At 71.7% G+C, this 21,742-nt stretch carries 21 protein-coding genes; 2 read left to right on the forward strand and 19 right to left on the reverse strand.

Translation table 11 applies throughout. The features are described from left to right. Positions 1-36: 36 nt before the first annotated feature. The 3 genes from EV187_RS00800 to EV187_RS00810 form a co-directional block, all read right to left on the reverse strand. Positions 37-282 carry a YlxR family protein gene (locus EV187_RS00800; protein WP_130351151.1) on the reverse strand — a complete coding sequence of 82 codons (246 nt, stop codon included), beginning with the start codon at positions 280-282 and terminating at the stop codon, positions 37-39. A 43-nt stretch (positions 283-325) separates the two neighbouring features. After that, entirely contained in the window at positions 326-1,324 is a 999-nt protein-coding gene (gene nusA / locus EV187_RS00805) for a transcription termination factor NusA (protein WP_130351152.1), read from the reverse strand. Positions 1,325-1,521: 197 nt separating this feature from the next. After that, the gene (locus EV187_RS00810) at positions 1,522-3,579 is read right to left on the reverse strand and encodes a PhoX family protein (protein WP_130351153.1); all 2,058 of its coding nucleotides are present in this window, start codon (positions 3,577-3,579) and stop codon (positions 1,522-1,524) included. Positions 3,580-3,792: 213 nt separating this feature from the next. Between EV187_RS00810 and EV187_RS00815 the strand changes: the two genes are divergently transcribed. Further along, positions 3,793-4,602, forward strand: coding sequence for a DUF1206 domain-containing protein (locus EV187_RS00815; protein ID WP_130351154.1), 810 nt, complete (start codon positions 3,793-3,795; stop codon positions 4,600-4,602). Positions 4,603-4,605: 3 nt separating this feature from the next. On the opposite strand, the gene EV187_RS00820 is transcribed toward EV187_RS00815, so the two are convergent. Beyond that, positions 4,606-6,372 carry a proline--tRNA ligase gene (locus EV187_RS00820; RefSeq protein WP_130351155.1) on the reverse strand — a complete coding sequence of 589 codons (1,767 nt, stop codon included), beginning with the start codon at positions 6,370-6,372 and terminating at the stop codon, positions 4,606-4,608. A gap of 85 nt (positions 6,373-6,457) precedes the next feature. Between EV187_RS00820 and EV187_RS00825 the strand changes: the two genes are divergently transcribed. Beyond that, a complete protein-coding gene (locus EV187_RS00825; RefSeq protein ID WP_130351156.1) occupies positions 6,458-7,888 on the forward strand; it encodes an RNB domain-containing ribonuclease in 1,431 nt (476 codons plus the stop codon). Positions 7,889-7,890: 2 nt separating this feature from the next. Here the strand turns inward: EV187_RS00825 and EV187_RS00830 are convergent, their stop codons facing one another. From EV187_RS00830 to EV187_RS00900, 15 genes are all read right to left on the reverse strand, one after another. Next, positions 7,891-8,091 (reverse strand): hypothetical protein, encoded by a 201-nt coding sequence (locus EV187_RS00830; RefSeq protein WP_130351157.1) that lies wholly within the window; start codon positions 8,089-8,091, stop codon positions 7,891-7,893. Between the two features lie 71 nt (positions 8,092-8,162). Next, entirely contained in the window at positions 8,163-9,173 is a 1,011-nt protein-coding gene (locus EV187_RS00835) for a hypothetical protein (protein WP_130351158.1), read from the reverse strand. A 76-nt stretch (positions 9,174-9,249) separates the two neighbouring features. Next, positions 9,250-10,380, reverse strand: coding sequence for a flavodoxin-dependent (E)-4-hydroxy-3-methylbut-2-enyl-diphosphate synthase (gene ispG / locus EV187_RS00840; RefSeq protein ID WP_130351159.1), 1,131 nt, complete (start codon positions 10,378-10,380; stop codon positions 9,250-9,252). A 142-nt stretch (positions 10,381-10,522) separates the two neighbouring features. After that, a complete protein-coding gene (locus EV187_RS00845) occupies positions 10,523-11,599 on the reverse strand; it encodes an alpha/beta fold hydrolase (protein WP_130351160.1) in 1,077 nt (358 codons plus the stop codon). Positions 11,600-11,608: 9 nt separating this feature from the next. Beyond that, entirely contained in the window at positions 11,609-12,250 is a 642-nt protein-coding gene (locus tag EV187_RS00850; protein WP_207221700.1) for a CoA transferase subunit B, read from the reverse strand. Position 12,251: 1 nt separating this feature from the next. Then, the gene (locus tag EV187_RS00855) at positions 12,252-13,025 is read right to left on the reverse strand and encodes a CoA transferase subunit A (RefSeq protein ID WP_130351161.1); all 774 of its coding nucleotides are present in this window, start codon (positions 13,023-13,025) and stop codon (positions 12,252-12,254) included. Then, a complete protein-coding gene (locus tag EV187_RS00860) occupies positions 13,022-13,921 on the reverse strand; it encodes an alpha/beta fold hydrolase (RefSeq protein WP_242609369.1) in 900 nt (299 codons plus the stop codon). The genes EV187_RS00855 and EV187_RS00860 overlap by 4 nt, the downstream gene beginning before the upstream one ends. Then, positions 13,918-14,664 carry a 3-hydroxybutyrate dehydrogenase gene (locus tag EV187_RS00865; RefSeq protein ID WP_130351163.1) on the reverse strand — a complete coding sequence of 249 codons (747 nt, stop codon included), beginning with the start codon at positions 14,662-14,664 and terminating at the stop codon, positions 13,918-13,920. Before EV187_RS00865 ends, EV187_RS00860 begins: the two co-directional genes overlap by 4 nt. Next, positions 14,661-15,344 (reverse strand): TetR/AcrR family transcriptional regulator, encoded by a 684-nt coding sequence (locus EV187_RS00870; protein WP_130351164.1) that lies wholly within the window; start codon positions 15,342-15,344, stop codon positions 14,661-14,663. The genes EV187_RS00865 and EV187_RS00870 overlap by 4 nt, the downstream gene beginning before the upstream one ends. Further along, complete coding sequence (locus tag EV187_RS00875; RefSeq protein ID WP_130351165.1) at positions 15,341-16,915, reverse strand: class I adenylate-forming enzyme family protein; 1,575 nt, start codon at positions 16,913-16,915, stop codon at positions 15,341-15,343. Before EV187_RS00875 ends, EV187_RS00870 begins: the two co-directional genes overlap by 4 nt. Further along, on the reverse strand, positions 16,908-18,083 hold the full coding sequence (locus EV187_RS00880) for a branched-chain amino acid ABC transporter permease (RefSeq protein ID WP_130351166.1): 1,176 nt from the start codon (positions 18,081-18,083) through the stop codon (positions 16,908-16,910). Before EV187_RS00880 ends, EV187_RS00875 begins: the two co-directional genes overlap by 8 nt. After that, positions 18,080-18,955, reverse strand: coding sequence for a branched-chain amino acid ABC transporter permease (locus tag EV187_RS00885; RefSeq protein WP_130351167.1), 876 nt, complete (start codon positions 18,953-18,955; stop codon positions 18,080-18,082). The genes EV187_RS00880 and EV187_RS00885 overlap by 4 nt, the downstream gene beginning before the upstream one ends. Further along, positions 18,952-19,689, reverse strand: coding sequence for an ABC transporter ATP-binding protein (locus EV187_RS00890; RefSeq protein WP_130351168.1), 738 nt, complete (start codon positions 19,687-19,689; stop codon positions 18,952-18,954). Before EV187_RS00890 ends, EV187_RS00885 begins: the two co-directional genes overlap by 4 nt. After that, a complete protein-coding gene (locus tag EV187_RS00895) occupies positions 19,686-20,441 on the reverse strand; it encodes an ABC transporter ATP-binding protein (protein ID WP_130351169.1) in 756 nt (251 codons plus the stop codon). The genes EV187_RS00890 and EV187_RS00895 overlap by 4 nt, the downstream gene beginning before the upstream one ends. 90 nt (positions 20,442-20,531) lie before the next feature. After that, the gene (locus EV187_RS00900; RefSeq protein WP_130351170.1) at positions 20,532-21,737 is read right to left on the reverse strand and encodes a substrate-binding domain-containing protein; all 1,206 of its coding nucleotides are present in this window, start codon (positions 21,735-21,737) and stop codon (positions 20,532-20,534) included. Between the last annotated feature and the right edge of the window lie 5 nt (positions 21,738-21,742).

Genomic DNA, 21,742 nt, shown 5'->3' on the forward strand with positions numbered 1-21,742 from the left:
GACGGGTCTCATTTCGAGCCGCTCATGAGTTGTCCATTAGCCGTTCAGCCTGTTCTCTACGTTGCTGGTGTCCACCTCGCCGCGGATGCGGAGTGCGCGTCCGAAGGCGCGTCGCCGCACGGCGAGCCGGTAGCACTCGAGCGTCGGATGCAGCCACGCACCCCTGCCCGGAAGCACGGCCGAGGCATCCGCCACGACGTGGGAGTTCTGGGAGACGACCCTCAGAAGCGAGGACCGCGGGGCGCGCGAACGGCATCCGATGCACGTTCTGACGGGTTCCATCCTACACCTCTGGGCTGGGAGCCTGCCGACGCAGGCCGGCGGCTCAGTTCGACTCGAGGATCGAGTCGGGCTGGATGTCGATCTTGGCGCCCGTCAGCTTCGCCGCCAGGCGGGCGTTCTGGCCCTCCTTGCCGATCGCCAGCGAGAGCTGGTAGTCGGGCACGAGGGCGCGCACGGCACGCGTGGACTCGTCGATGACGAACGCGCTCGTGACCTTGGCGGGCGAGAGCGCACTCGCGACGAAGGTCGCGAGGTCGTCGGACCAGTCGACGATGTCGATCTTCTCGGCGCCGAGCTCGGCGGTGACGGCGCGTACGCGCTGCCCGAGCTCGCCGATCGCCGCGCCCTTGGCGTTCACGCCCGGCTGGTTCGCCCGCACCGCGATCTTGGTGCGATGGCCCGCCTCGCGGGCGAGCGACACGATCTCGACGACGCCCGACGCGATCTCGGGCACCTCGAGCGCGAAGAGCTTGCGCACGAGCGCCGGGTGGGTGCGGGACACCGTGATCGAGGGGCCCTTCTGGCCCTTCGCCACGCTCGTCACGTACACCCGGATGCGCTGGCCGTGCGGGTACTCCTCGCCGGGCACCTGCTCCTCTGGCGGGAGGATCGCCTCGACGGTGCCGAGGTCGATGTGCACCATCCGCGGATTCGGCCCCTGCTGGATGACGCCCGCGACGATGTCGCCCTCGCGTCCGCGGAACTCGCCGAGCACCGCGTCGTCGGCGAGGTCGCGGAGGCGCTGGTTGATGACCTGCTTCGCAGCGAACGCGGCGATGCGGCCGAAGTCGCTGGGGCTGTCCTCGGCCTCGCCGATGACGTTGCCCTCCTCGTCGAGCTCGGGCACGTATACCGACACGTGTCCGGTCTTGCGATCGAGGTGCGCACGCGCACCCGACGGGTTCGCGTGACCGTGCTGGCCGGGGTTGGTGTGCTTCAAGTAGGCCATGAGGATCGCCTGCTCGATGATCTCCACCAGTTCGTCGAACGGGATCTCCTTCTCGCGCTCCATCATGCGGAGCACGCTGAGGTCGATGTCCATCGCCGGCCTCCTCTATTCAGCTCTCAGTGCCGCTTCCCCTCGGAGCGGACGACTCTCTACCGTACCGGATGCGGCGGGGCCCGTCATCCGGCGGGCGGGCCCGACCGACGCATCCGCGATCCACCCGGGAACGGCGCGCGGCAGCGGGGCGACGGATGCCACGCGGCATCCGTCGCCCGCCGGAGTTCGAGGCGCGCCTATGCCCGGAACACCTGCACGACCGAGGGCCGCGGCGCCGCCGCCCTGCCGCCGCCGTGGGCGGCGACGTAGTCGGGGAAGAACGAGCGCTGCGCACCGACCGCGCCGTTCTCGCCCGGGTGCTGGACGGCCACGAAGACGAGGCCCTCCCGGTCGTGGATGACCGGGCCGCAGGTCTCGGCCTCGCGCGGCACCGAGAGGAACTGCTGCACGTTGCCGCGCTGGTCGCCCTCGAGCGGCACCTTGAACAGCCCGTCGTTGTAGCCGATGGTGCCGGGGGCGCCGTCGGTCGAGATCCAGAGGTTGCCCTCGGAGTCGAACGCCACGTTGTCGGGGCACGAGATCGGCGACACGAGCTCCTTCGGGAACCCCGCGAAGTAGGTGTACGCGGTGGTCGAGGGGTCGCCGCAGAGCAGCAGGATGCTCCAGCCGAAGGTCTCCCCCGCCTGGCCCGACGTCTCGGTCAGCTCCACCACGTGGCCGTAGCGGTTGCCCGAGACCGGGTTCGCCTCGTCGACCGGAGCACTCGCACCGCCGCGGTTGCTGTTGTTGGTGAGCGCGAGGTAGACCTTGCCGGTGAGCGGGCTGGGCTCGACGTCCTCGGGGCGATCCATCTTGGTGGCGCCGACGAGGTCGGCCGCCAGGCGCGTGTACACGAGCACCTCCTCGGTGGACATCCCGGGCACGACGCTCTCGCCGTCGCGCGTGAGCGCGATCCACTGCCCCGATCCGTCGAACAGGCCGTCGCTCGGAAGCGCGCCGCCGCCGGTGATCTCACCCGCCGGCGAGTTGCCGGAGAAGCGGGCGACGAAGAGGTCGCCCTCGCTCAGGAGGCGCATGTTCCGCTTGCGGGCCCCGGTCGAGGTCGCGGCGGTGTAGCGGCCCTTCGAGACGAACTTGTAGAGGTAGTCGTTGCGCTCGTCATCGCCCATGTACGCCACGACGCGACCGTCCTCGGCGATCGTGACGTTCGCCCCCTCGTGCTTGAACCGGCCCATCGCCGTGTGCTTCAGCGGCGTCGAGGTGGGGTCGCTCGGGTCGATCTCGACGATGTAGCCGAACCGGTTGGGCTCGTACACGTAGTCGGGATCGTGGGCGTCGAAGCGGGGGTCGTAGGCCTCCCAGCCCGTCTCCGTCGAGGTCGTGGACGTGCCGCTGTAGCGCTTCTGCGCGGCCGTGTCGGCGGCCCAGGCGAAGTAGCCGTTGAAGTTCTCCTCGCCCGACAGCACCGTGCCCCACGGCGTGGTGCCGCCGGCGCAGTTGCCCAGCGTGCCCCTGACCCAGCGACCCTCGGGGTCGGCAGCGGTCTTCACGAGGTCGGACCCGGCCGCGGGGCCCGTGAGCTCGAACACCGTCTCGACCGTGATGCGGCGATTGCGCCGGCCGTCGACGACGTACGACCACGGCTCGCCGACCTTGCGACGCTGCAGCTCGACGACCGACATGCCCTGCGCGGCCTTGTAGATGTCGCCACGGCGTCGGCGCTCGGCGGGATCGGTCGTGGCGGGGAACATGATGTTCGGGTTCACGTACTCGTGGTTGTTGACCAGCACGCCCGACTTGCCGCTCGGGTCGGCGATGATGTCGAGGTAGTCGCTGTTGTAGCCGAACTGACCGGCCTGCGCCTCGGGGGTCTGGTGCTCGAAGTCGAGCGCCGGCGTCGAGGAGAACAGCGGGTCGCCCCACCGGATGATCGGCTGCCACGTGTAGCCGGCCGGCACCGTGAACTCGTCGACGAGGCGGTTGACGGGATCGATCGGACCGAACGCGAGACCGGAGGTGCCCGGCTGCGCGGCGTACGCGGCGCCGGAGGCACCGCCTCCGGCGGCATCGCCGACCACGAGGCCGATGGCGCCGGCGAGGCCGAGGCCGAGCAGGGAACGCCGGGAGAGGGCGGACGAGGCGATGTCGCGGAAGTGCGGGTTGTCCGACGTGTTGCACTCGGGGCCGAGGCACGCGTTCGCGCACTTCAACTGGCACGTCACGGCGGATCGCTTGCCGCGCACGTGGTCGGACATCGGGAGCAATCGCAGCCGGGGCTGGTCGGAAATCGTCATGTCAGCGGGTCCTCACGATCGACGAACGGGTCGATCCGAGGGTCGTCCTGCCAGGCGACGCGAATCCGCCACGTCGATGAACGTCGAGTGTCCGCGGGGTGAACCGTGCGTGCGTCGAGGCATCCGTCGCCTCGCGCACGGATCGCCTACTGCGCGGCGACCCCCGGGCGCAAGGGGGCGAGCGACGGGGGTCCGCGTCGATACGCTGTGCCGATGAACCCGGAAACCCTCAAGTCGACCGCGAGCGCCGCCCAACGCTCGCCCGCCTTCCGCATCCTGGCGCGCGTGGGATACGTCGTGCTCGGAATCGTGCACATCATCATCGGCGCGATCGCCATCTCCGTCGCGATCGGCGCCGGCGGCGGCGAAGCCGACCAGGGCGGCGCGATGGAGCAGATCTCGCGGGTCCCCTTCGGCACGGTCGTGCTCTGGGTGATCGTGCTCGGCCTCGTAGCCCTCGCCGTCTGGCAGATCGCCGAGGCGTTCCTGGAGCGGGATCCCGACTCGAAGAAGAAGTGGGGCCGGCGCGTGAAGGAGATCGGCACCGCCGTCGCCTACTTCGCGATCGCCGCCACGGCCCTCGTCTACGCGCTCGGCGGCAGCTCCGACTCCTCGCAGTCGTCGACCACGTTCAGCGCGACCCTGCTCGCGAACCCGGGCGGCGTGGTGCTGCTCGTGCTCGTGGGCCTCGTCATCCTCGGCGTCGGTATCGCGTTCATCGTGCGCGGCATCCGCAAGTCGTTCGAGAAGCAACTGTCGCTGCCCGCCGGCAAGGTCGGCGACGGCGTCCGCGTGCTGGGCGTGGTCGGCTATGTCGCCAAGGGCATCGCCATCGCCGTCGTCGGCGTGCTCTTCGTCGTGGCGGCGCTGACGCACGACCCCGAGAAGGCCGGCGGGCTCGACTCGGCGCTCAAGAGCCTCGCGGCCCTCCCGTTCGGGCAGGTCATCCTGTGGCTCGTCGGCGCGGGCCTGGTCGTCTACGGCATCTACTGCTTCGCGCGGGCGCGGTACGCGCGGCTCTGACCTTCACCGGCCGAGGGCGGCCGCCACGCCGTCGATCGGCACGGTCGTGCGGTCGCCCGACGCCCGGTCCCAGACCTCGACGACGCCCTCGGCGATGCCGCGGCCCGCGATCACGATCTTCGGCACGCCGATGAGCTCCGCGTCGGCGAACTTCACGCCGGGCGAGAGCTTGGGCCGGTCGTCGTAGAGCACATCGAGCCCCGCGGCCTCGAGCGCGGCGCTGATGGACTCGCCGACGGCGAACACCGCGTCGTCCTTGCCGGTCGCGAGCACGTGCACGTCGAACGGGGCGACCGCGGCGGGCCACACGAGGCCCTTGTCATCGTGGTGGCCCTCGGCGATGATCGCGAGGATGCGGGTCACGCCGATGCCGTACGAGCCCATCGTGACCGTGGCGAGCTTGCCGTTCTCGTCGAGCACCTTGAGCCCGAGCGCGTCGGCGTACTTGCGGCCGAGCTGGAACACGTGCCCGATCTCGACCCCGCGCGCGAGCTCCACCGGACCGGAGCCGTCGGGCGCGGGATCGCCTGCGCGAACGTCGGCGGCCTCGACGATGCCGTCGGCGACGAAGTCGCGCCCCGCGACGAGGCCGAACACGTGCTTCTCGTCGAGGTTCGCGCCGGTGATCCACTCGGTGCCGTCGACGACTCGCGGGTCGACGAGGAAGCGGATGCCCGTGACGGACTCCTCGCCGAGCACGGCGCCGTCGGGCGACCACGGGCCGATGTAGCCCTTCACGAGGCCCGGGCGCCCGGCGAAGTCGGCCTCGGTGGCCGCCTCGACCTCGGCGGGCGCGAACGCCACCTCGACGCGCTTCATCTCGACGTCGCGGTCGCCGGGCAGGCCGACGACGACGAGCTCGCGGGTGCCGTCGAGGTGGGTGAGCGCGAGCACCACGTTCTTCAGCGTGTCGGCGGCCGTCCACGGGCGACCGTCGGGGCGCGGGTACTCGGCGTTCGCCAGGTCGACGAGCGTGGCGATCGTCGGCGTGTTCGGCGAGTCGAGCACCAGGGGCGCGGGCAGGCCGTCGAACGGGACCGGCTCGGGCGGGATGGTCGTGTACGCCTCGACGTTCGCGGCGTAGCCGCCGGCCGAGCGCACGAAGGTGTCCTCGCCGACGGGGCTCGGGTGCAGGAACTCCTCGCTCTTCGAGCCGCCCATCGCCCCGGCATCCGCCTGGACGATGACGTAGTCGAGGCCGAGCCGCGTGAAGATGCGCTCGTACGCGTCGCGCTGCGCCTGGTAGCTCGCGTCGAGCCCCGCGTCGGACACGTCGAACGAGTAGGCGTCCTTCATCGTGAACTCACGGCCGCGCAGGAGGCCGGCGCGGGGACGCGCCTCGTCGCGGTACTTGTCCTGGATCTGGTAGATCGTGAGCGGCAGGTCCTTGTAGGAGGAGTAGAGGTCCTTCACCATGAGCGTGAAGACCTCCTCGTGCGTCGGCGCCAGCAGGTAGTCGCCGCCCTTGCGGTCCTGGAGGCGGAAGAGGCCCTCGCCGTACTCGGTCCAGCGGTTCGTGACCTCGTAGGGCTCGCGCGGCAGCAGCGCAGGGAAGTGCACCTCGTGGGCGCCCGCCGCGGTCATCTCCTGGCGGATGACCTCCTCGATCCTCGCCTTGACGCGGAGGCCGATCGGGAGCCAGGCGAACACGCCCGGCGCCTGCCGGCGGATGTAGCCCGCGCGCACGAGCAGGCGGTGGCTGGCCACCTCGGCATCGGCGGGATCTTCGCGGAGGGTGCGGAGGAAGTAGTTGGAGAGGCGAGTGGGCACCCGACGATTCTAATGACGCACGGATGCCGCGTCGGCCTCGGCACCCTCTTGCCGCCGTGCGTCGCCCGCGTCCTAGGCTGGCCGCATGCCCCGACGCCGACCGCACGTCGCCGGCTCCGCCGCGCAGAGCGAGCTCGCCGCAGCCCTCGCCGAGCTTCGCGAGGCGCTCGAGCTGCCCGACGGCTTCCCGGCCGAGGTCCTCGCCGAGGCGGAGGCCGCGGCATCCGCGACCCCACCGCCGGCCGTCGACCGGCGCGACCTGGAGTTCGTGACGATCGACCCCGCCGGATCGCGCGACCTCGACCAGGCCATGCACCTGGCGCGACGACCCGGCGGCTATGCGGTGCGGTACGCGATCGCGGATGTCCCGGGCTTCGTGCGCGCCGGCGGTGCCGTCGACCTCGAGGCCCGCGGGCGCGGGCAGACGCTGTACGCGGCCGACGGTCGGGTGCCGCTGCATCCGCCCGTGCTCAGCGAGGACCGGGCATCCCTCCTGCCCGGAGTCGACCGCAGCGCCTACCTCTGGTCGTTCGACCTCGACGATGCCGGCGCGGTGCGCACGACCCGCCTCGAGCGCGCGATCGTGCGGTCGCGGACCCAATTCGCGTACGACGAGGCGCAGGCGCGGATCGACGACGGGACCGCCGAGGGATCGCTGGCGCTGCTCCGCGAGATCGGGGACCTCCGCCTCGGCCAGGAGCGGGCTCGCGGCGGCGCCAGCCTCAACGTGCCCGACGAGGAGATCGTGCGCACGCCCGACGGCGGCTACGCGCTGGAGCGGCGGCGGCTGCTCCCGGTCGAGGACTGGAACGCGCAGCTGTCGCTCATGACCGGCATGGCCGCGGCGGAGCTCATGCTGGCCGCACGAGTGGGCATCCTCCGCACCATGCCGCCCCCGTCGCCCGACGAGATCGCGGCGTTCCGGCGGCAGACCGAGGCGCTCGGGCGGCCGTGGCCTGAGGCGGTCGGCTACGGCGAGTACCTTCGCGAGCTTCCACGCGACGAGCCGGCGTCCCTCGCGATCCTGCAGGCCGCCGGCGGGCTCTTCCGCGGTGCGGGTTACGAGGCGATGGACGGCAGCACACCGGCGGATCCGGTGCAGTCCGCCCTCGCCGCGCCGTACGCGCACGTCACCGCGCCGCTGCGGCGCCTCGTCGATCGCTGGGGCCTCGTCGTCTGCGAGGCGCTCAGCGCCGGACGCGAGGTGCCGCAGTGGGCACGCGACAGCCTCGGCGAACTCCCCTCGCTCATGGGCACCTCGTCGCGACGCGCGGCGCAGCTCGACGCCGCGTCGGTGGCGCGTGTCGAGGCGGCCGTGCTCTCCGATCGCATCGGCGACCGATTCCCGGCGACCGTGCTTCGGGTGCGGAACGGCTCGGCGGTGATCCAGCTCGTGGAGCCGGCCGTCACCGCCTCCGTCCCCGCCGGACCCGACGCGCGTCCGGGCGGGACGCTGACGGTCGTGCTGGAGCACGCCGACATCCGAGCCGGAACCGTGCGGTTCAGCGCCGGCTGAGGTCAGACGCCCTCGTCGTCGTCCTCTTCGTCCTCCATGGCGAAGTGGTCGAGTTCCGCCTCGGTCTCCTCCGCCGCGGTCTCCTGCGCCCCGGTCTCCTGCGCCTCGGTCGCCGTCGCCTCGTCGGTGCCCTCGTGCAGCGTGCCCATGCCGTCGGGGTACCCCGCCTCGTCGGGGTACTCGAACGTGCCGTCTCCGCTCATCGCGGTCCCCTCTCGCGATCGGATGCCGCGCCACGGGCATCCCATGCGGCCACCCTACCCGCGGGCTCCGCTCACCGCGACGCCGCAGCCATCACCGCGGAAGTCAGGGTCGCGGCCTGTGTCTGGTCGATCTCGAGCGGGACCGTGACCCAGGCGAGGTTCACGCCGTCGGTCGCGTAGACGGCCGTCGTCTGGCCGTCGCCGAGCGGCAGCGCGACCGCCTGAAGCGCGCCGTCGACCGTGACGGGCGCGGCGCCGGCGCGGGCGGCGAGTTCGGAGATCGCCCAACCGGCGCCAGGCAGGAGCTCGCTGGTGAACCACCGCGCGTAGTCGGGCGTCGCCCAGGTGCACGACAGGTCGCCGACCGCGTGCAGCGCCGCGATGAATCCCGACGTGACCTCGCCGCCCACGCTCTCCTGCTCGGCGGCGAACGTCGCACCCAGGATTCCCGTGGTGTCCACGGCATCGGCAAGTGTCGAGCACTCGGCAGGCACTGACCACGTGCCGTCGGGACGCGCGGCCGAGACCGGGGCCGCAGCGGAAGCCGCATCGGCGACGCGTTCCGTGATGGCGTCGATCGCGTCGAGGGCGGTGTTGGCGGATCCGTTCGCCACGCCGACGATCCCCGAGAGCCAATACCCGTCGATGACCGTGCTGAACGAGCAGCGGCTCTCGCTCGGCTCGCCGCCGTAGCAATACGGTGAGTCGGCCCCCGCCCGTGAGACCTGTGCCTCGAGTCCGGCGGCTGGGAGCACGTCGAGCGAGACGTACGCCTCGGAGTCGCTCAGCCAAATGCAGTCGAGGCCGCCGAGCACGCCCACGGCCCAGACCCGTTCGCTCTTCTCGACCGCGATCGCCATGTCGTCGCCCACGAGGTCCGACAGCGTCGCGTCGTCGACGAGCGCCTCGCAGGCGCCAGCGAAGGCGAGCGTCGGCTTCGCCATGACGGTGGGCTCCGGCTCCGCTGACGCGGTCGGCGACGGCGGCTCAGAGGTGGGAGGGGCGGCATCCGCGGCGGGGACGCAACCGGTCAATGCCGCGAGGAGAATACCGGCGAGCAGGGCGCCGGAGATACGTGTCATGGCGAGAATGTATCGCGGCAGTTCGGCCTGCGGCATCCGATCGAGATTTCGATTCGGATACGGCCTTCGGGCCGGCTCAGGGGGTGAGCACCTCGGGCGAGCCCACCGGGGCGTCGGCGCCCATCTCCTCGGCGATGCGGTTCGCCTCGGCGATGAGGGTGGCGACGATCTCGGACTCGGGCACGGTCTTGATGACCTCGCCCTTCACGAAGATCTGGCCCTTGCCGTTGCCGGATGCCACGCCGAGGTCGGCCTCGCGCGCCTCGCCCGGCCCGTTCACGACGCAGCCCATGACCGCGACGCGGAGGGGTACCGTCATGCCCTCGAGCCCGTCGGTGACGTCGTTCGCGAGCTTGTACACGTCGACCTGCGCGCGCCCGCACGACGGGCAGGAGACGATCTCGAGCTTGCGCTCACGGAGGTTGAGCGACTGCAGGATCTGCAGGCCCACCTTGACCTCCTCGACCGGCGGCGCCGACAGGGACACGCGGATCGTGTCGCCGATTCCCTCGGACAGGAGGATGCCGAACGCCGTCGCGCTCTTGATGGTGCCCTGGAAGCTCGGGCCCGCCTCCGTGACGCCGAGGTGCAGGGGCCAGTCGCCGCGCTCGGCGAGCATGCGGTAGGCCTTCACCATGACGATCGGGTCGTTGTGCTTGACCGAGATCTTGAAGTCGTGGAAGTCGTGCTCCTCGAAGAGGCTCGCCTCCCACACGGCGCTCTCGACGAGCGCCTCGGGGGTGGCCTTGCCGTACTTCTCGAGCAGGCGCGGGTCGAGCGAGCCGGCATTCACGCCGATGCGGATCGAGACGTCGGCGGCCTTCGCGCGCCGCGCGATCTCGGCGACCTGGTCGTCGAACTTGCGGATGTTGCCGGGGTTCACCCGCACCGCAGCACAGCCCGCGTCGATCGCGGCGTACACGTAGTTGGGCTGGAAGTGGATGTCGGCGATGACCGGGATCTGGCTCTTCTTCGCGATGATCGGCAGCGCCTCGGCGTCGTCGCGGCTGGGCACGGCGACGCGCACGATGTCGCAGCCGGACGCGGTGAGCTCGGCGATCTGCTGGAGCGTCGCGTTGATGTTCGGGGTCGGCGTCGTGGTCATCGACTGCACGCTCACCTGGGCGTCGCCGCCGACGAGGACCTTGCCCACCTTGATCTGGCGGGACTTGCGTCGCGGGGCCAGGACCTCAGGGACTTTGGGCATTCCGAGATTCACTGCAGGCACTCCCCGAGTCTACTTCCGGCGGCGTGCCCCAGGGCCCATCAGGCGGACGCCGCGTGGTTCTCCCGGATCACGCGCAGCCGCCGGCCTCCATCTCGGGGGCGCCGATCACCTCACCGTCCACTCAGGCGGCAGCGGCGGCGTCCGCCTCGAGCAGGGTCAGGAGCGCCGTCCGGAACTCATCGGGGCACTCGAGGTGCGGCGAGTGACCGCACTGCTGGAGCTGCAGCTCGGTCACCGCGCCGCCCTGGGCCGCGTAGCGATCGAGGACGGCGCGCGTCTGCACGATCATCTGCTGCGGGGGCGCCACGTCGTCGCCCGGCCAACCCGGCACGATGCCGGCCTTGCCGAGCTGGTTGAGGTCGAAGAACGACGCATCGCCGACGATCGCGTCGAGTGCCCCGCGGATCCAGAGGATCGGCGGCTTCGGATCGGCGTGGACGATCGCGGTGGTGTCGAAGACCGTCGGGGCCAGCGTGTTGAGGACGCCGCGTCCGCCGGGGGCGAAGCCCGGCCACGACTCGGAGGCCGTCGCATCGCCCGGATTGTTGTCGGGCCCGGTCGCCGTCGAGAGCATCGACTCGACCCAGATGTCCTCGTAGGGCGACTCGTATCCGGGCGCGACGTAACTCGACCGGAAGACGGCTCGAGGTGAGCCGGGCTCGTCGCTGCGATCGCCAGCCGCGAGGCGCGCCACGAAGTCGGGGTTGGACGCGCCGCCGCCGGTGCCGGCTCCATCGGGCGTGAGCAGCGAGCCGTCGGTCGCCGTGCCGCCGAACCCGTAGGGCGACACCGGCGCCTGCAGCGTGAGGCTCGCCACGAGATCGGGGCGGTCCAGCAGCAGCTGCATCACCACGCCGCCGCCGAGGCTCCAGCCGACGAGGTGCACGGCACCGAGTCCGAGCTCGTCGATCACCGAGGCGAGGTCGTCGGAGAAGTCGCGCACGCCGCGCGTCGCGTCGACCGGGAGCACGTCGCTGTCGCCGTAGCCCCGGAGGTCGACGGCGAGGGCGCGGATCTCGCCCGGCAGCGCGAGCATCGTCGGCTGCCAGAACAGCGACGACGAGACGTTGCCGTGCACGAACACGACCGTGCGCACGTGGTCGGCAGCGGCATCCGCCCGGCGCTCGAGCACGTTGGCCGTGAGCCGCGGCGTGGTCACCCGATGGGCGACGATGCCGGGGAAGAGGGTGTCGACCATGGTGCCTCCCTAGGCGACGGCGCTCGTGTCGAGCGGGGGCTCGGTCGCGGCCACGACCTCGTCGACCGTGACACCCGGCGCGAGCTCGACGAGCCGGAGCCCGTCGGGGGTCACGTCGATGACGGCGAGGTCGGTGATGATGCGGTCCACGACCGCCTTGCCCGTGAGCGGCAGCGAGCACTCGTTCACGATCTTCGGCGAGCCGTCCTTCGCGACGTGCTCCATGAGCACGATCTTGCGCCGCGCGCCGTGCACGAGGTCCATCGCGCCGCCGGGGCCCTTCACCATCTTGCCGGGGATCATCCAGTTGGCGAGGTCACCGGCGGCCGACACCTGCATGGCGCCGAGGATGGCGGCGTCGATCTTGCCGCCGCGGATCATGCCGAAGCTGGTGGCGGAGTCGAAGTACGCGGCTCCGGGAAGCACGGTGACGGTCTCCTTGCCCGCGTTGATGAGGTCGGGATCGACCTCGTCGTCGGTCGGGTAGGGCCCGACCCCGAGGATGCCGTTCTCCGACTGCAGCAGGATCGTGACGCCCTCGGGCACGTAGTTCGGCACGAGGGTGGGAAGCCCGATGCCCAGGTTCACGTAGGAGCCGTTGCCGAGCTCGCGGGCGGCGCGGGCGGCCATCTCGAATCGCGTGAGCGCCATCTCAGTTCACCTCTCGGACGGTGCGGCGCTCGATGCGCTTCTCGATGTCGGTGCCGACCACGATCATGCGGTCGACGTAGATGCCGGGCAGGTGCACGGCGTCGGGGTCGAGGTCGCCCGGCTCGACGAGCTCCTCGACCTGCGCGATGCAGACGCGCCCGGCCATCGCGGCGAGCGGCGAGAAGTTGCGGGCCGACTTGTCGAACACGAGGTTGCCGAAGCGGTCGCCCTTCAGTGCGTGCACGAGTGCGAAGTCGGTGGTGATCGCCTCCTCGAGCACGAACTCGCGCGGCTCGCCCTGGAACTCGAACGTCTGCACGGGCTTGGGCGGGCTCGCGATCGCGATCGACCCGTCGCCGTGGTATCGACGCGGCAGCCCGCCCTCGGCCACCTGGGTGCCGACGCCGGTCTGCGTGAAGAACGCCGCGATGCCGCTGCCGCCGGCGCGGAGCTTCTCGGCGAGCGTGCCCTGCGGCGTGAGCTCGAGTTCGAGCTCGCCCGACAGGTACTGCCGTTCGAACTCCTTGTTCTCGCCCACGTACGACGAGGTCATCTTCGCGATGCGCTGCTTCGCCAGCAGCACGCCCAGGCCCCAGTCGTCGACGCCGCAGTTGTTCGAGACGACCGAGAGCCGGTCGACGCCCGCGTCGAGCAGGGCCTGGATCAGCACCATCGGGATGCCGCAGAGCCCGAACCCGCCCACGGCGAGGGTGGCCCCTGAGGGGATGTCGGCGACCGCCTCCTGAGCGGACCCGACGACTTTGTCGAGTGTCACGATGCACCTTCCTGTGTTTCCGCGGCCTCGATGCGGGCGCGGATCACGGGGATCACGCTACCGGCACCGAGCTCCGACATGACGATCGTGTAGTGGTTGACGTCGGCGACGTCGTGGACGACGAGCTGCGGCATCCGCGCGGCCCAGTCGGCGACGACCGGCCGAGGGTACAGGGGTGCCGCGTCGAGGAGGCCGCGGGGCGCGCGGAAGAAGTCGACGGGGCCGGGCGCGGCGAGCAGGGCCTCGACGTAGCCCGCCGATCCGTCGAGTTCGACCGCGTTCACCGCGACCGCATCGGCCCTCGCCGAACTCCGCAGCGACGGCTCGTCGCCGTCGACGTCGTAGTCCACGTAGGCCTCGATCGCGTCGTTCCAGTAGGGGCCGAGGGCCGGATGCCGCCGCCAGAAGCCCACGTAGGCGTCACGGCTCGGGAAGGTCATCGAGAGCCGCTCGAGCGCGGGGCCGAGGAGCACGGCGGGCAGGTCGGCGGGTGCGACGCCGTCGGGGTTCGGCACGGGCAGGCCGCCGTCGATCAGGGCGAGGCCGACGACCCGGTCGGGATGCCGCTCCGCGAACCGCACCGACACGAACGCGCCCATCGAGTGGCCCACCACGAAGACCCGCTCCACGCCCTGCGCGTCGAGCACCGCCGCGAGGTCGTCGGCGTGCTGCACGAGTCCGTACGGCGCCGGAAGTGCGTTGCTCCTGCCCCGCCCGCGGAGGTCCGGCGCGATCACGCGCCGGTCCGGCAGCGCGGCCGCGAGCAGGTCCCAGTTGCGGTGTGTGGCCGTGATCCCGTGCACCGCGAGCACCGGCGTGCCGGGGGTGTCCGGCCGCCAGAGCCCGCCGGCCAGGGCCCCGCCCGCGACGGGTGCCGCGAAGGTCGTGTCGCTCACCGTGCGCTCCATCCGCCGTCCATCGTGTAGCTCGCGCCCGTGACCATGCCGGCGTCGGGGCCGGCGAGCCACAGCGCGAGGCTGGCGACCTCCTCGGGCTCGACGAGGCGCTTGATCGCGGACTCGGTGAGCATGATCCTCGGCACGACCTCGTCCTCGGGGATGCCGTGCACGCGCGCCTGGTCGGCGATCTGCTTCTCGACCAGCGGCGTGCGCACGTAGGCGGGGTCGATGCAGTTCGAGGTGACGCCGTGCGGGCCTCCCTCGAGCGCCGTCACCTTCGAGAGTCCCTCGAGCCCGTGCTTGGCGGCGACGTAGGCCGACTTGAACGGCGACGCCCGAAGGCCGTGCACGCTCGAGATGTTGATCACGCGCCCGAAGCCGCGCTCGTACATGCCGGGCAGGGCGGCGCGGATGAGGAGGAACGGCGACTCGAGCATGAGCCGCAGGATGAACGAGAACCGCTCGGGCTCGAACTCCTCGATCGGGCGCACGTGCTGGATCCCCGCGTTGTTCACGAGGACGTCGGCCTCGAGCGTCAGGTCCGCGAGCGCCGCCGTGTCGCCGAGGTCCACCTGCCATGCCTCGCCGCCGACCTCCTCCGCCACGCGTGCGGCGGCCTCGCCGTTGAGGTCGGCGATCACGACGTGCGCCCCGGCCGCGGCGAAGGCGCGCGCGCACGCCTCGCCGATGCCGCTCGCGCCCCCGGTCACGACGGCCCGCCGCCCGGTGAGATCGGTCACGATTCCTCCTTCTCCGGCGCGCCGTCGCGCCGGTCTCCTGCGAGCTCGGGGCGGCCGAGGGCTCCCCCGATGAACCGCATCATCTCGTCCAGCACGTGCGGGGGGACCTCCCGGGTGCCGCTCGCCGTGGGGTCCGCGTCGTCGCCGGGCGCGGCGTCGGGGTCGCCCCAGAGCACCCAGCGCATGCCGATCATCTCGCCGATGCCCATCAGCGCCCATGCGGCGACCGTCGGGTCGATGTCGCCGATCTCGCCGTCCTCCGCGGCATCGCGGAGGCCGTCGATGTAGCCCTCGACGATGCGGGTGTAGTGCAGTCGCAGCGCATCGGGTGAGACGAGCTCGGCCTCGCGCACGACCCGGTAGAGCGCGGGATGCTCGGCGGTGAACCGGAAGAACGCCGCGAAGCCCGCCCGCTCGGCCTCGAGCCGGCTCGTCGCCCCGCGTGCACCCTCGCTCATCGCCTGGCGGACGCGGTGGTTGAGGTCCTCCACGAGCTCGTTGAAGATGTCGAGCTTCGTGTCGAAGTACAGGTAGAACGTGCCCTGGCCGACGCCCGCGCGGTCGGTGATGCGCGACACGGATGCCTCGTGGTAGCCGTGGTCGGCGAACACCCGCTCGGCGGCCGCGAGCAGCTTTCGGCGGGTCTCGACGCCCCGGGCGGTGCGTGGGCTGGCGCTCATCGGGACTCCCCCGCCGACGCGTCGACGTGCGGGACGGCCCCCGAGGCGACCCGCTCCGCGAGTTCACGCCGCAGCACCTTGCCCGCGGTGGAGCGGGGCAGCTCGTCGACGAAGTGCACCTCGCGGGGCACCTTGAAGCGCGCGAGCGACTCCGCGACGAACTGCGCGAGCTCGGCGGCATCCGTCACGCGGCCCCGCTGCACCACCACCCAGGCCGCTCCCGCCTCGCCCCAGCGCTCGTCGGGCACGCCGACGACCGCGACGTCGGCGACGGCGGGATGCCCCGTGAGCACGGCCTCGACCTCGGCGGGGGCGACGCCCTCGCCGCCCGAGATGTAGATGTCCGAGATCCGGTCGACGATCGTGAAGTAGCCGTCGACGTCGCGACGCACGAGGTCGCCGGTTCGGAGCCACCCGTCGACGAGTGCGGCGGCGGTCGCGGCGGGGTCGCGGAAGTACCCGGCGAACACCGACGGCCCGCGCACGAGCAGTTCGCCCTCGGCCGCGCCGGGGAGGTGCTCGCCCGTGACGGGGTCGGCGACGGCCACGTCGACGTGCGGGTACGGCCGGCCGGCCGAGCCGGCGCGGGACCGCGCGTCCTCATCGGGCAGGCACAGCACGTTGGGCGACGCCTCGGTGAGCCCGTAGCCCTGCGTGAGCGCCACGTCGCGCGCGTGCCAGGCCCGCAGCAGCGCGGGCGGCATCGGCGCGCCGCCGACGATCGCGTGCGCGAGGCTCGACAGGTCGGTGCCCTCGAAGTCGGGATGCTGCGCGAGGAACAGGTAGTTCGCCGGAACCCCCATCATCGTGGTGATGCGCCGCTCCTGGAGGAGGTGCAGCACGCGCCCCGGATCGAACGTGCGCTCGAGCACCACGGTCGCGCCCGTCCACCAGGCCAGCAGCGGCTGGATGTTCCACCCGCCCACGTGGTACTGCGGCAGCACGGCGAGCACGGTGTCCGCCGCGCCGATCTCGGCGATGCGCGAGAACGAGAGGTTGGTCCAGAAGCAGTTGAGGTGCGTGAGCACCGCGCCCTTCGGCCGTGCGGTCGTGCCGGACGTGAAGATGATGAGCAGTGCGTCGTCGTCGGCCACGTCGACGCGGTCGACGGATGTCGCGCGTCGCAGGTCGACCGCCGGTGCGGGCACCTCGGACTCGACCCCGTGCGCGCCGAGCGGCGCGTTCGGGATGCGTCGGGCGAGCCGCGACAGGGTCGCCCGTCCGAGCGACTCGAACTCGCCCTCGACGAGCAGCAGGGCCGGCTCGGCGATCTCGAGCTGCTCCGCGAGCTCGCGCGGGGCCAGCCGCCAGGAGAGCGGCACGAGCGCGAGCCCGGCCTTGGCGCACGCGAAGAACAGCACGACGTGGTCGGCGCTGTTGCCGGTGATCGTCGCGACGCGGTCGCCGATCGCATAGCCGGCGGCGCGGAACGCCCCGGCGAGCCGTTCGGCGCGCGCGTCGAGCTCGCGGTACGTCACGACGACGCCACGGTCGTCGATCGCGATGCGCTCGGGCGTGGCGCGGGCGCGGTCGCGGGTCCACCGTCCGAGGGTGTGCAGGCCGTCAGGCATCCGCGGCCTCCTCCGTTTCGACCGGGTGCTGCTTCCGACCCGTTCGGATGCGCTGCGGAATCCCCGCGATCCCCCCGGGCAGGAACAGCACCACGAGGATGAAGAGCGTTCCCAGAATGAACAGCGGTTCGGACAGCGGCACGCGGAGCACGGCGGGCAGTCCGGCGATGAAGTCGGAGCCCGCGAGCGCCGTGAGTCGCTGGTCGAGCAGTGTGTAGACGATACCGCCCACGATGGCCCCCCAGCGATAGCCCACCCCGCCGAGCACGACGATGACGAGCAGCGTGAGGGTGAAGTCCGCGGTCGCGATGCGCGGCGACGCACCCGATTGCAGCAGCAGGTAGCCCATGCCCGCGACCGCCGCGAGCACCGACGCGACGATGAAGATGAGCAGCTTCACGGTGTACGGCCGGAGGCCGATGACCCGGACCCGCAGCTCGTTCTCGCGCACCGCCTCGGCCACGTGTCCCGCTCGGCTGCGCTCGACCCACAGCACCACCAGGTACACGAACACGAGCACGCCGAGCGCGAGCCAGTAGAGGTTGCGGGTGTTCACCACGCCGACGAGCGCGTCGGGCACGTGCTCGATGTCGAGCGAGAGCCCCTCGTCGCCGCCGGTCGCGCCACCCGGGTTGCGGCGGATGAGCACCGAGCCCGCCTGCGCGAACGCGAGCGTCACCATGGCGAACGAGATGCCGGTGACCCGAAGGGCGAGCGACCCCACGGTCGCGGCGAGCACGATGCCGACCACCAGCGTGACGGCGATCGAGCCCAGGAAGATGAGCTCGCTCGGCCATGCCACGGGCGCGAACGCGTAGAGGGTCATGCCGAGGCCGTAGGCGCCGGCCGCGAAGAAGAGGGCGTGCCCGAACGAGAGCAGGCCGGCGAGGCCGAACATCATGCGGTAGCTCAGCGCGAGCGCCGCGATGAGCATCGCGTAGGCGAGCAGCTGCAGCGTGCCGGGCGTGTACGTGGGTCCTGGCAGCACGCCGGGGATGTCGATCGCGAGCAGCGGCAGGATCGCGAGCAACACGACGAGGGCGACGCCGCCGGCGAGGAGGAGGAGCGGGCGCCGCGCGGATGCCGCGGGCGGCGGCGTGGGGCCAGTGGTCGTGTCGCGCGTGGGCGCGTCGACCGGCGCAGCGGCATCCGTTCTCTGCTGGTTCATGCGGCCTTCCCCATGAGTCCACGCGGGCGCACGAGGAGCACCGCGGCGAGCGCGATCACCACGACGAGGTCGCCGGTGCCGCCCAGGTAGTAGTTCGCGAACTGCTGCAGCACCGCCACGAGCACCGAGGCGATCGCGGCCCCCGTGAGCGACCCCAGCCCGCCGATCACGGTGACGATGAACGCGAAGATGAGCAGCACGGAGCCCAGGTGCGCCGACACGTAGCCGTAGTAGACGGAGGCGAGCACCCCGCCGAGTCCCGCGGCCGCCCCGCCGATCGCGAACACGATCGTGAAGGAGCGGCGCACGTCGATGCCGAGCGCGGTGACCATCGACCGGTTCTCGACGCCGGCGCGGATGATGAGCCCATAGCGGGTGCGCTGGAGGAACAGCACGATGCCGCCGAGTACGAGCAGCGCGCAGGCGATCAGGAGGAACCGGTCGTTCGGGATCTTCGCCCCGAGGATCTCGGTGGTCTCGCCCAGCCACTCGGGCTTCTGCGTGTAGATCGGGTCGGTGCCCCAGATGCCCTCGAACAGTGCGACGCTCGCGAGCGCGAGCCCGACGGTGACGAGCGCCTGCTCGATGTGGCGTTCGTAGAGGCGGCGGATGAGGAGGTACTCGGTCGCGGCGGCCACCACCGCGCCGACGAGCATGCCGACCAGGGCCGACAGCGCGAGCCCGGCCCAGGTGCCGTCGGAGACCCGTCGGCCGACCTCCCAGCCGAGGAAGGCCGAGATCGTGAGGAACGAGCCGTGCGCGAAGTTGAGCACCCCCATGAGGCCGTAGATGAGCGACAGGCCGCTCGCCACGAGGAAGTAGAGTGCGCCGAGGCCGAGCCCGGTGATGACGAGGAGGAGCAGGGTGCTCATCGGGACTCCCCTTCCGAGGCGTTCTGGCCTTCAGCGGCGTCGTGCACGCCGAGGTATCGCTGGATCCGGTCCTCGTCGTCGAGGAGGTCGGACGCCGCGCCGGTGAAGACCACGCGACCGCCCGAGAGCACCACCACGCGCTCGGCGAGCGCGCGGATGACGTGCAGGTTCTGCTCGACGAGCAGGATCGGAACGGTCCTCGCGGCCTCCGCGAGCGCGGCCGCCACCTCGTCGACGATGCGCGGGGCGAGCCCCTTCGTCGGCTCGTCGACGAGGAGGAGGCGGTTCTCGTTCACGAGCGCCCTGGCGAGGGAGACCATCTGCTGCTGCCCGCCTGAGAGTGTGCCCGCCCGCTGGGCGCGGCGCTCCACGAGGTCGGGGAACAGCCGGTCGACGAGTTCGCGGCGCGGACGGTCGTCGCGCTCGGCCAGGCGCAGGTTCTCGCCCACGGTGAGGGCGCCGAAGACCTCGCGGTCCTCGGGCACGTAGCCGACACCGCGCTGGACGATGCGATGCGTCGGCAGCCGGTCGACACGGGTGCCCGCCAGGCGGACCTCGCCGGTGCGCTCGATCAGGCCGAGGATGGACTTGATCGTGGAGGTCTTGCCGACGCCGTTGCGCCCGAGCAGCGCCGTGACGCCCGACGCGGGGACCTCGAACGAGACGTCCTCCACGACCTGCTGGCCGGCGATGCGCCCCGAGAGGCGGTCGACGACGAGGATCGGCTCGCTCACACCGCCTCCCCGAGGTAGGCGGACTGCACGGCCGGATTCGCCATGACGGCCTCCGGGGTGTCGACGGCGAGGAGCTCGCCGTGGTGCATGACCGCGACGCGGTCGACCAGGCCGAGCACGACCTCCATGTGATGTTCGACCATGAGCACCGTGCGCCCGCCCCGGTGGAGGCCGCGGATGACCTCCGTGATCGCGGGCACGTCGCCGGAGGCGACGCCGGCCATCGGCTCGTCGAGGAGCACGACCTTCGGGTCCATCGCGATGAGCATGGCGATCTCGACCTTGCGCTTCTCGCCGTGGGCGAGTCCGGCTGCGCCGGCGTCGGCGCGGCGCTCGAGCCCCACCTCGGCCAGCGCGTCGAGGGCGACGCGAGTCGCGGCATCCGTGCGACGCGGGGTGCGGAAGACGGATGCCGCACCGCCCGCGTGGGCCTGGGCGGCCAGCCGGACGTTCTCGAGCACGGTGAGCCCGGGGAACAGGCTCGACGTCTGGAAGGTGCGCCCGAGGCCCGCGACCGCGCGCCGGTGGATCGGCTCGCGCGTCACGTCCTGCCCGTCGAGTCGGACGACGCCCTCGGTGGGACGCACGACGCCGGAGACGACGTTGAAGAGCGTGGTCTTGCCCGCGCCGTTGGGCCCGATCACTCCGAGCATCTCGCCCACCGGGATCTCGAGGGCGATGTCGTGCAGGATGCGGGCGCCGCCGATGCGGAGGCCGACGTGCTCGAGGCTGAGCACCGCGTGGTCGGTCATGGCTGCCTTTGCGTGAGGGGACGTTTCTGGTGGACGGGACGTGCTGCCGGGGTCCGGCGACCGCGCTCGGGTGCGCGGCCGCCGGATGGCTCACTCGCCGGCGACCGGCGGCGCGACCGTCTCGGCGTCGATCGTCTCGACCAGCTCGGGCACCCAGGTCGCACCGTCCTGCGTCAGCTTGGCCTGGTACATCGGCTGGATCACCGCGTGGTCCTCCTCGCGGACCGTGATCTCACCCTTGACCGAGTCGAAGGTCCAGCCCTCGAGCGCGTCGATCATGCCGTCGACGGTGTCGCCGCCCTCGCGGATCGCCTGCACGATCATCTGCGCGGCGACGAAGCCGTCGGGCGAGAAGAGGTCGGGCGTGGCGCCGGCCTCCTCGAGGTGCTCGATCATCGCGGCCTCCACCTCGGTGCCCGCGGCGCCGCCGAAGTAGTGGTTGAGGAACGAGATGTCGGCGGATGCGTCGCCGTAGGCGCCGTAGGTCGCCGTGTCGCCGAGTCCGGTGACCACGGGCACCGCGTCGAACACGCCCTGCTGGGCCAGCGCGGTCCACATGGCGCCCGAGGAGGCGCCGGCCCACGCGACGAAGACGAGGTCGGGCGATGCACCGAGCAGCTGCTGGGCGAACGGGGTGAACTCGGTGGCGTCCTCGGCCACGAGCACGCCCTCCACGGTGGCGCCCTGGCCGCCGAGCACGGCCTGCACGCCCGCAAGGTTGCCCTGGCCGAACGCGTTGTCCTGTGCGAAGACGACGACCTTCTTGCCGGCCGGGTCGCCGATGAACGTGCCGGCGGTGGCCACGTCCTGGTACGTCTGGCGGCCGGAGCGGAACGTGTACTCGTTGATCCCGGTGATCGCGTCGGCGGCGGCGGGCCCCGAGATGTAGAGGATCTTGTTCTGCGCGGCCTGCTCGGCGAGCGCGGTGGCGATGCCCGACGCGGCGGTGCCCGCGAGGATCTGGTAGCCCTGGCCGATGAAGTCCTTGGCCTTGGAGACGGCGGTGTCGGGGTTGCCCTGGTCGTCGGCCCACTCGATCTCGAGCTCGCGACCGTCGACGGTGCCGGTGCCGTCGGTGGCGTAGTCGAGGCCGGCCTCGAACCCGGCGGTGTACGCCGCGCCGTAGGCGGCGAGCGGGCCGGTCTGGCTCGTGAGCATCGCCACCTTCACCGGTGCTCCGGCATCGGTCGCTGCCGCGTCGCCGCCGCCGGATGCCGCGGTCGGGGCGCACCCGACGAGCGCAATGGTCGCGGCGGCGATGACGGCCGTCGCGAGGTACTTCTTCGTAACCCGCATGTGAG

Source organism: Agromyces ramosus, assembly GCF_004216665.1.
GTDB classification, from domain to species: Bacteria; Actinomycetota; Actinomycetes; order Actinomycetales; family Microbacteriaceae; genus Agromyces; species Agromyces ramosus.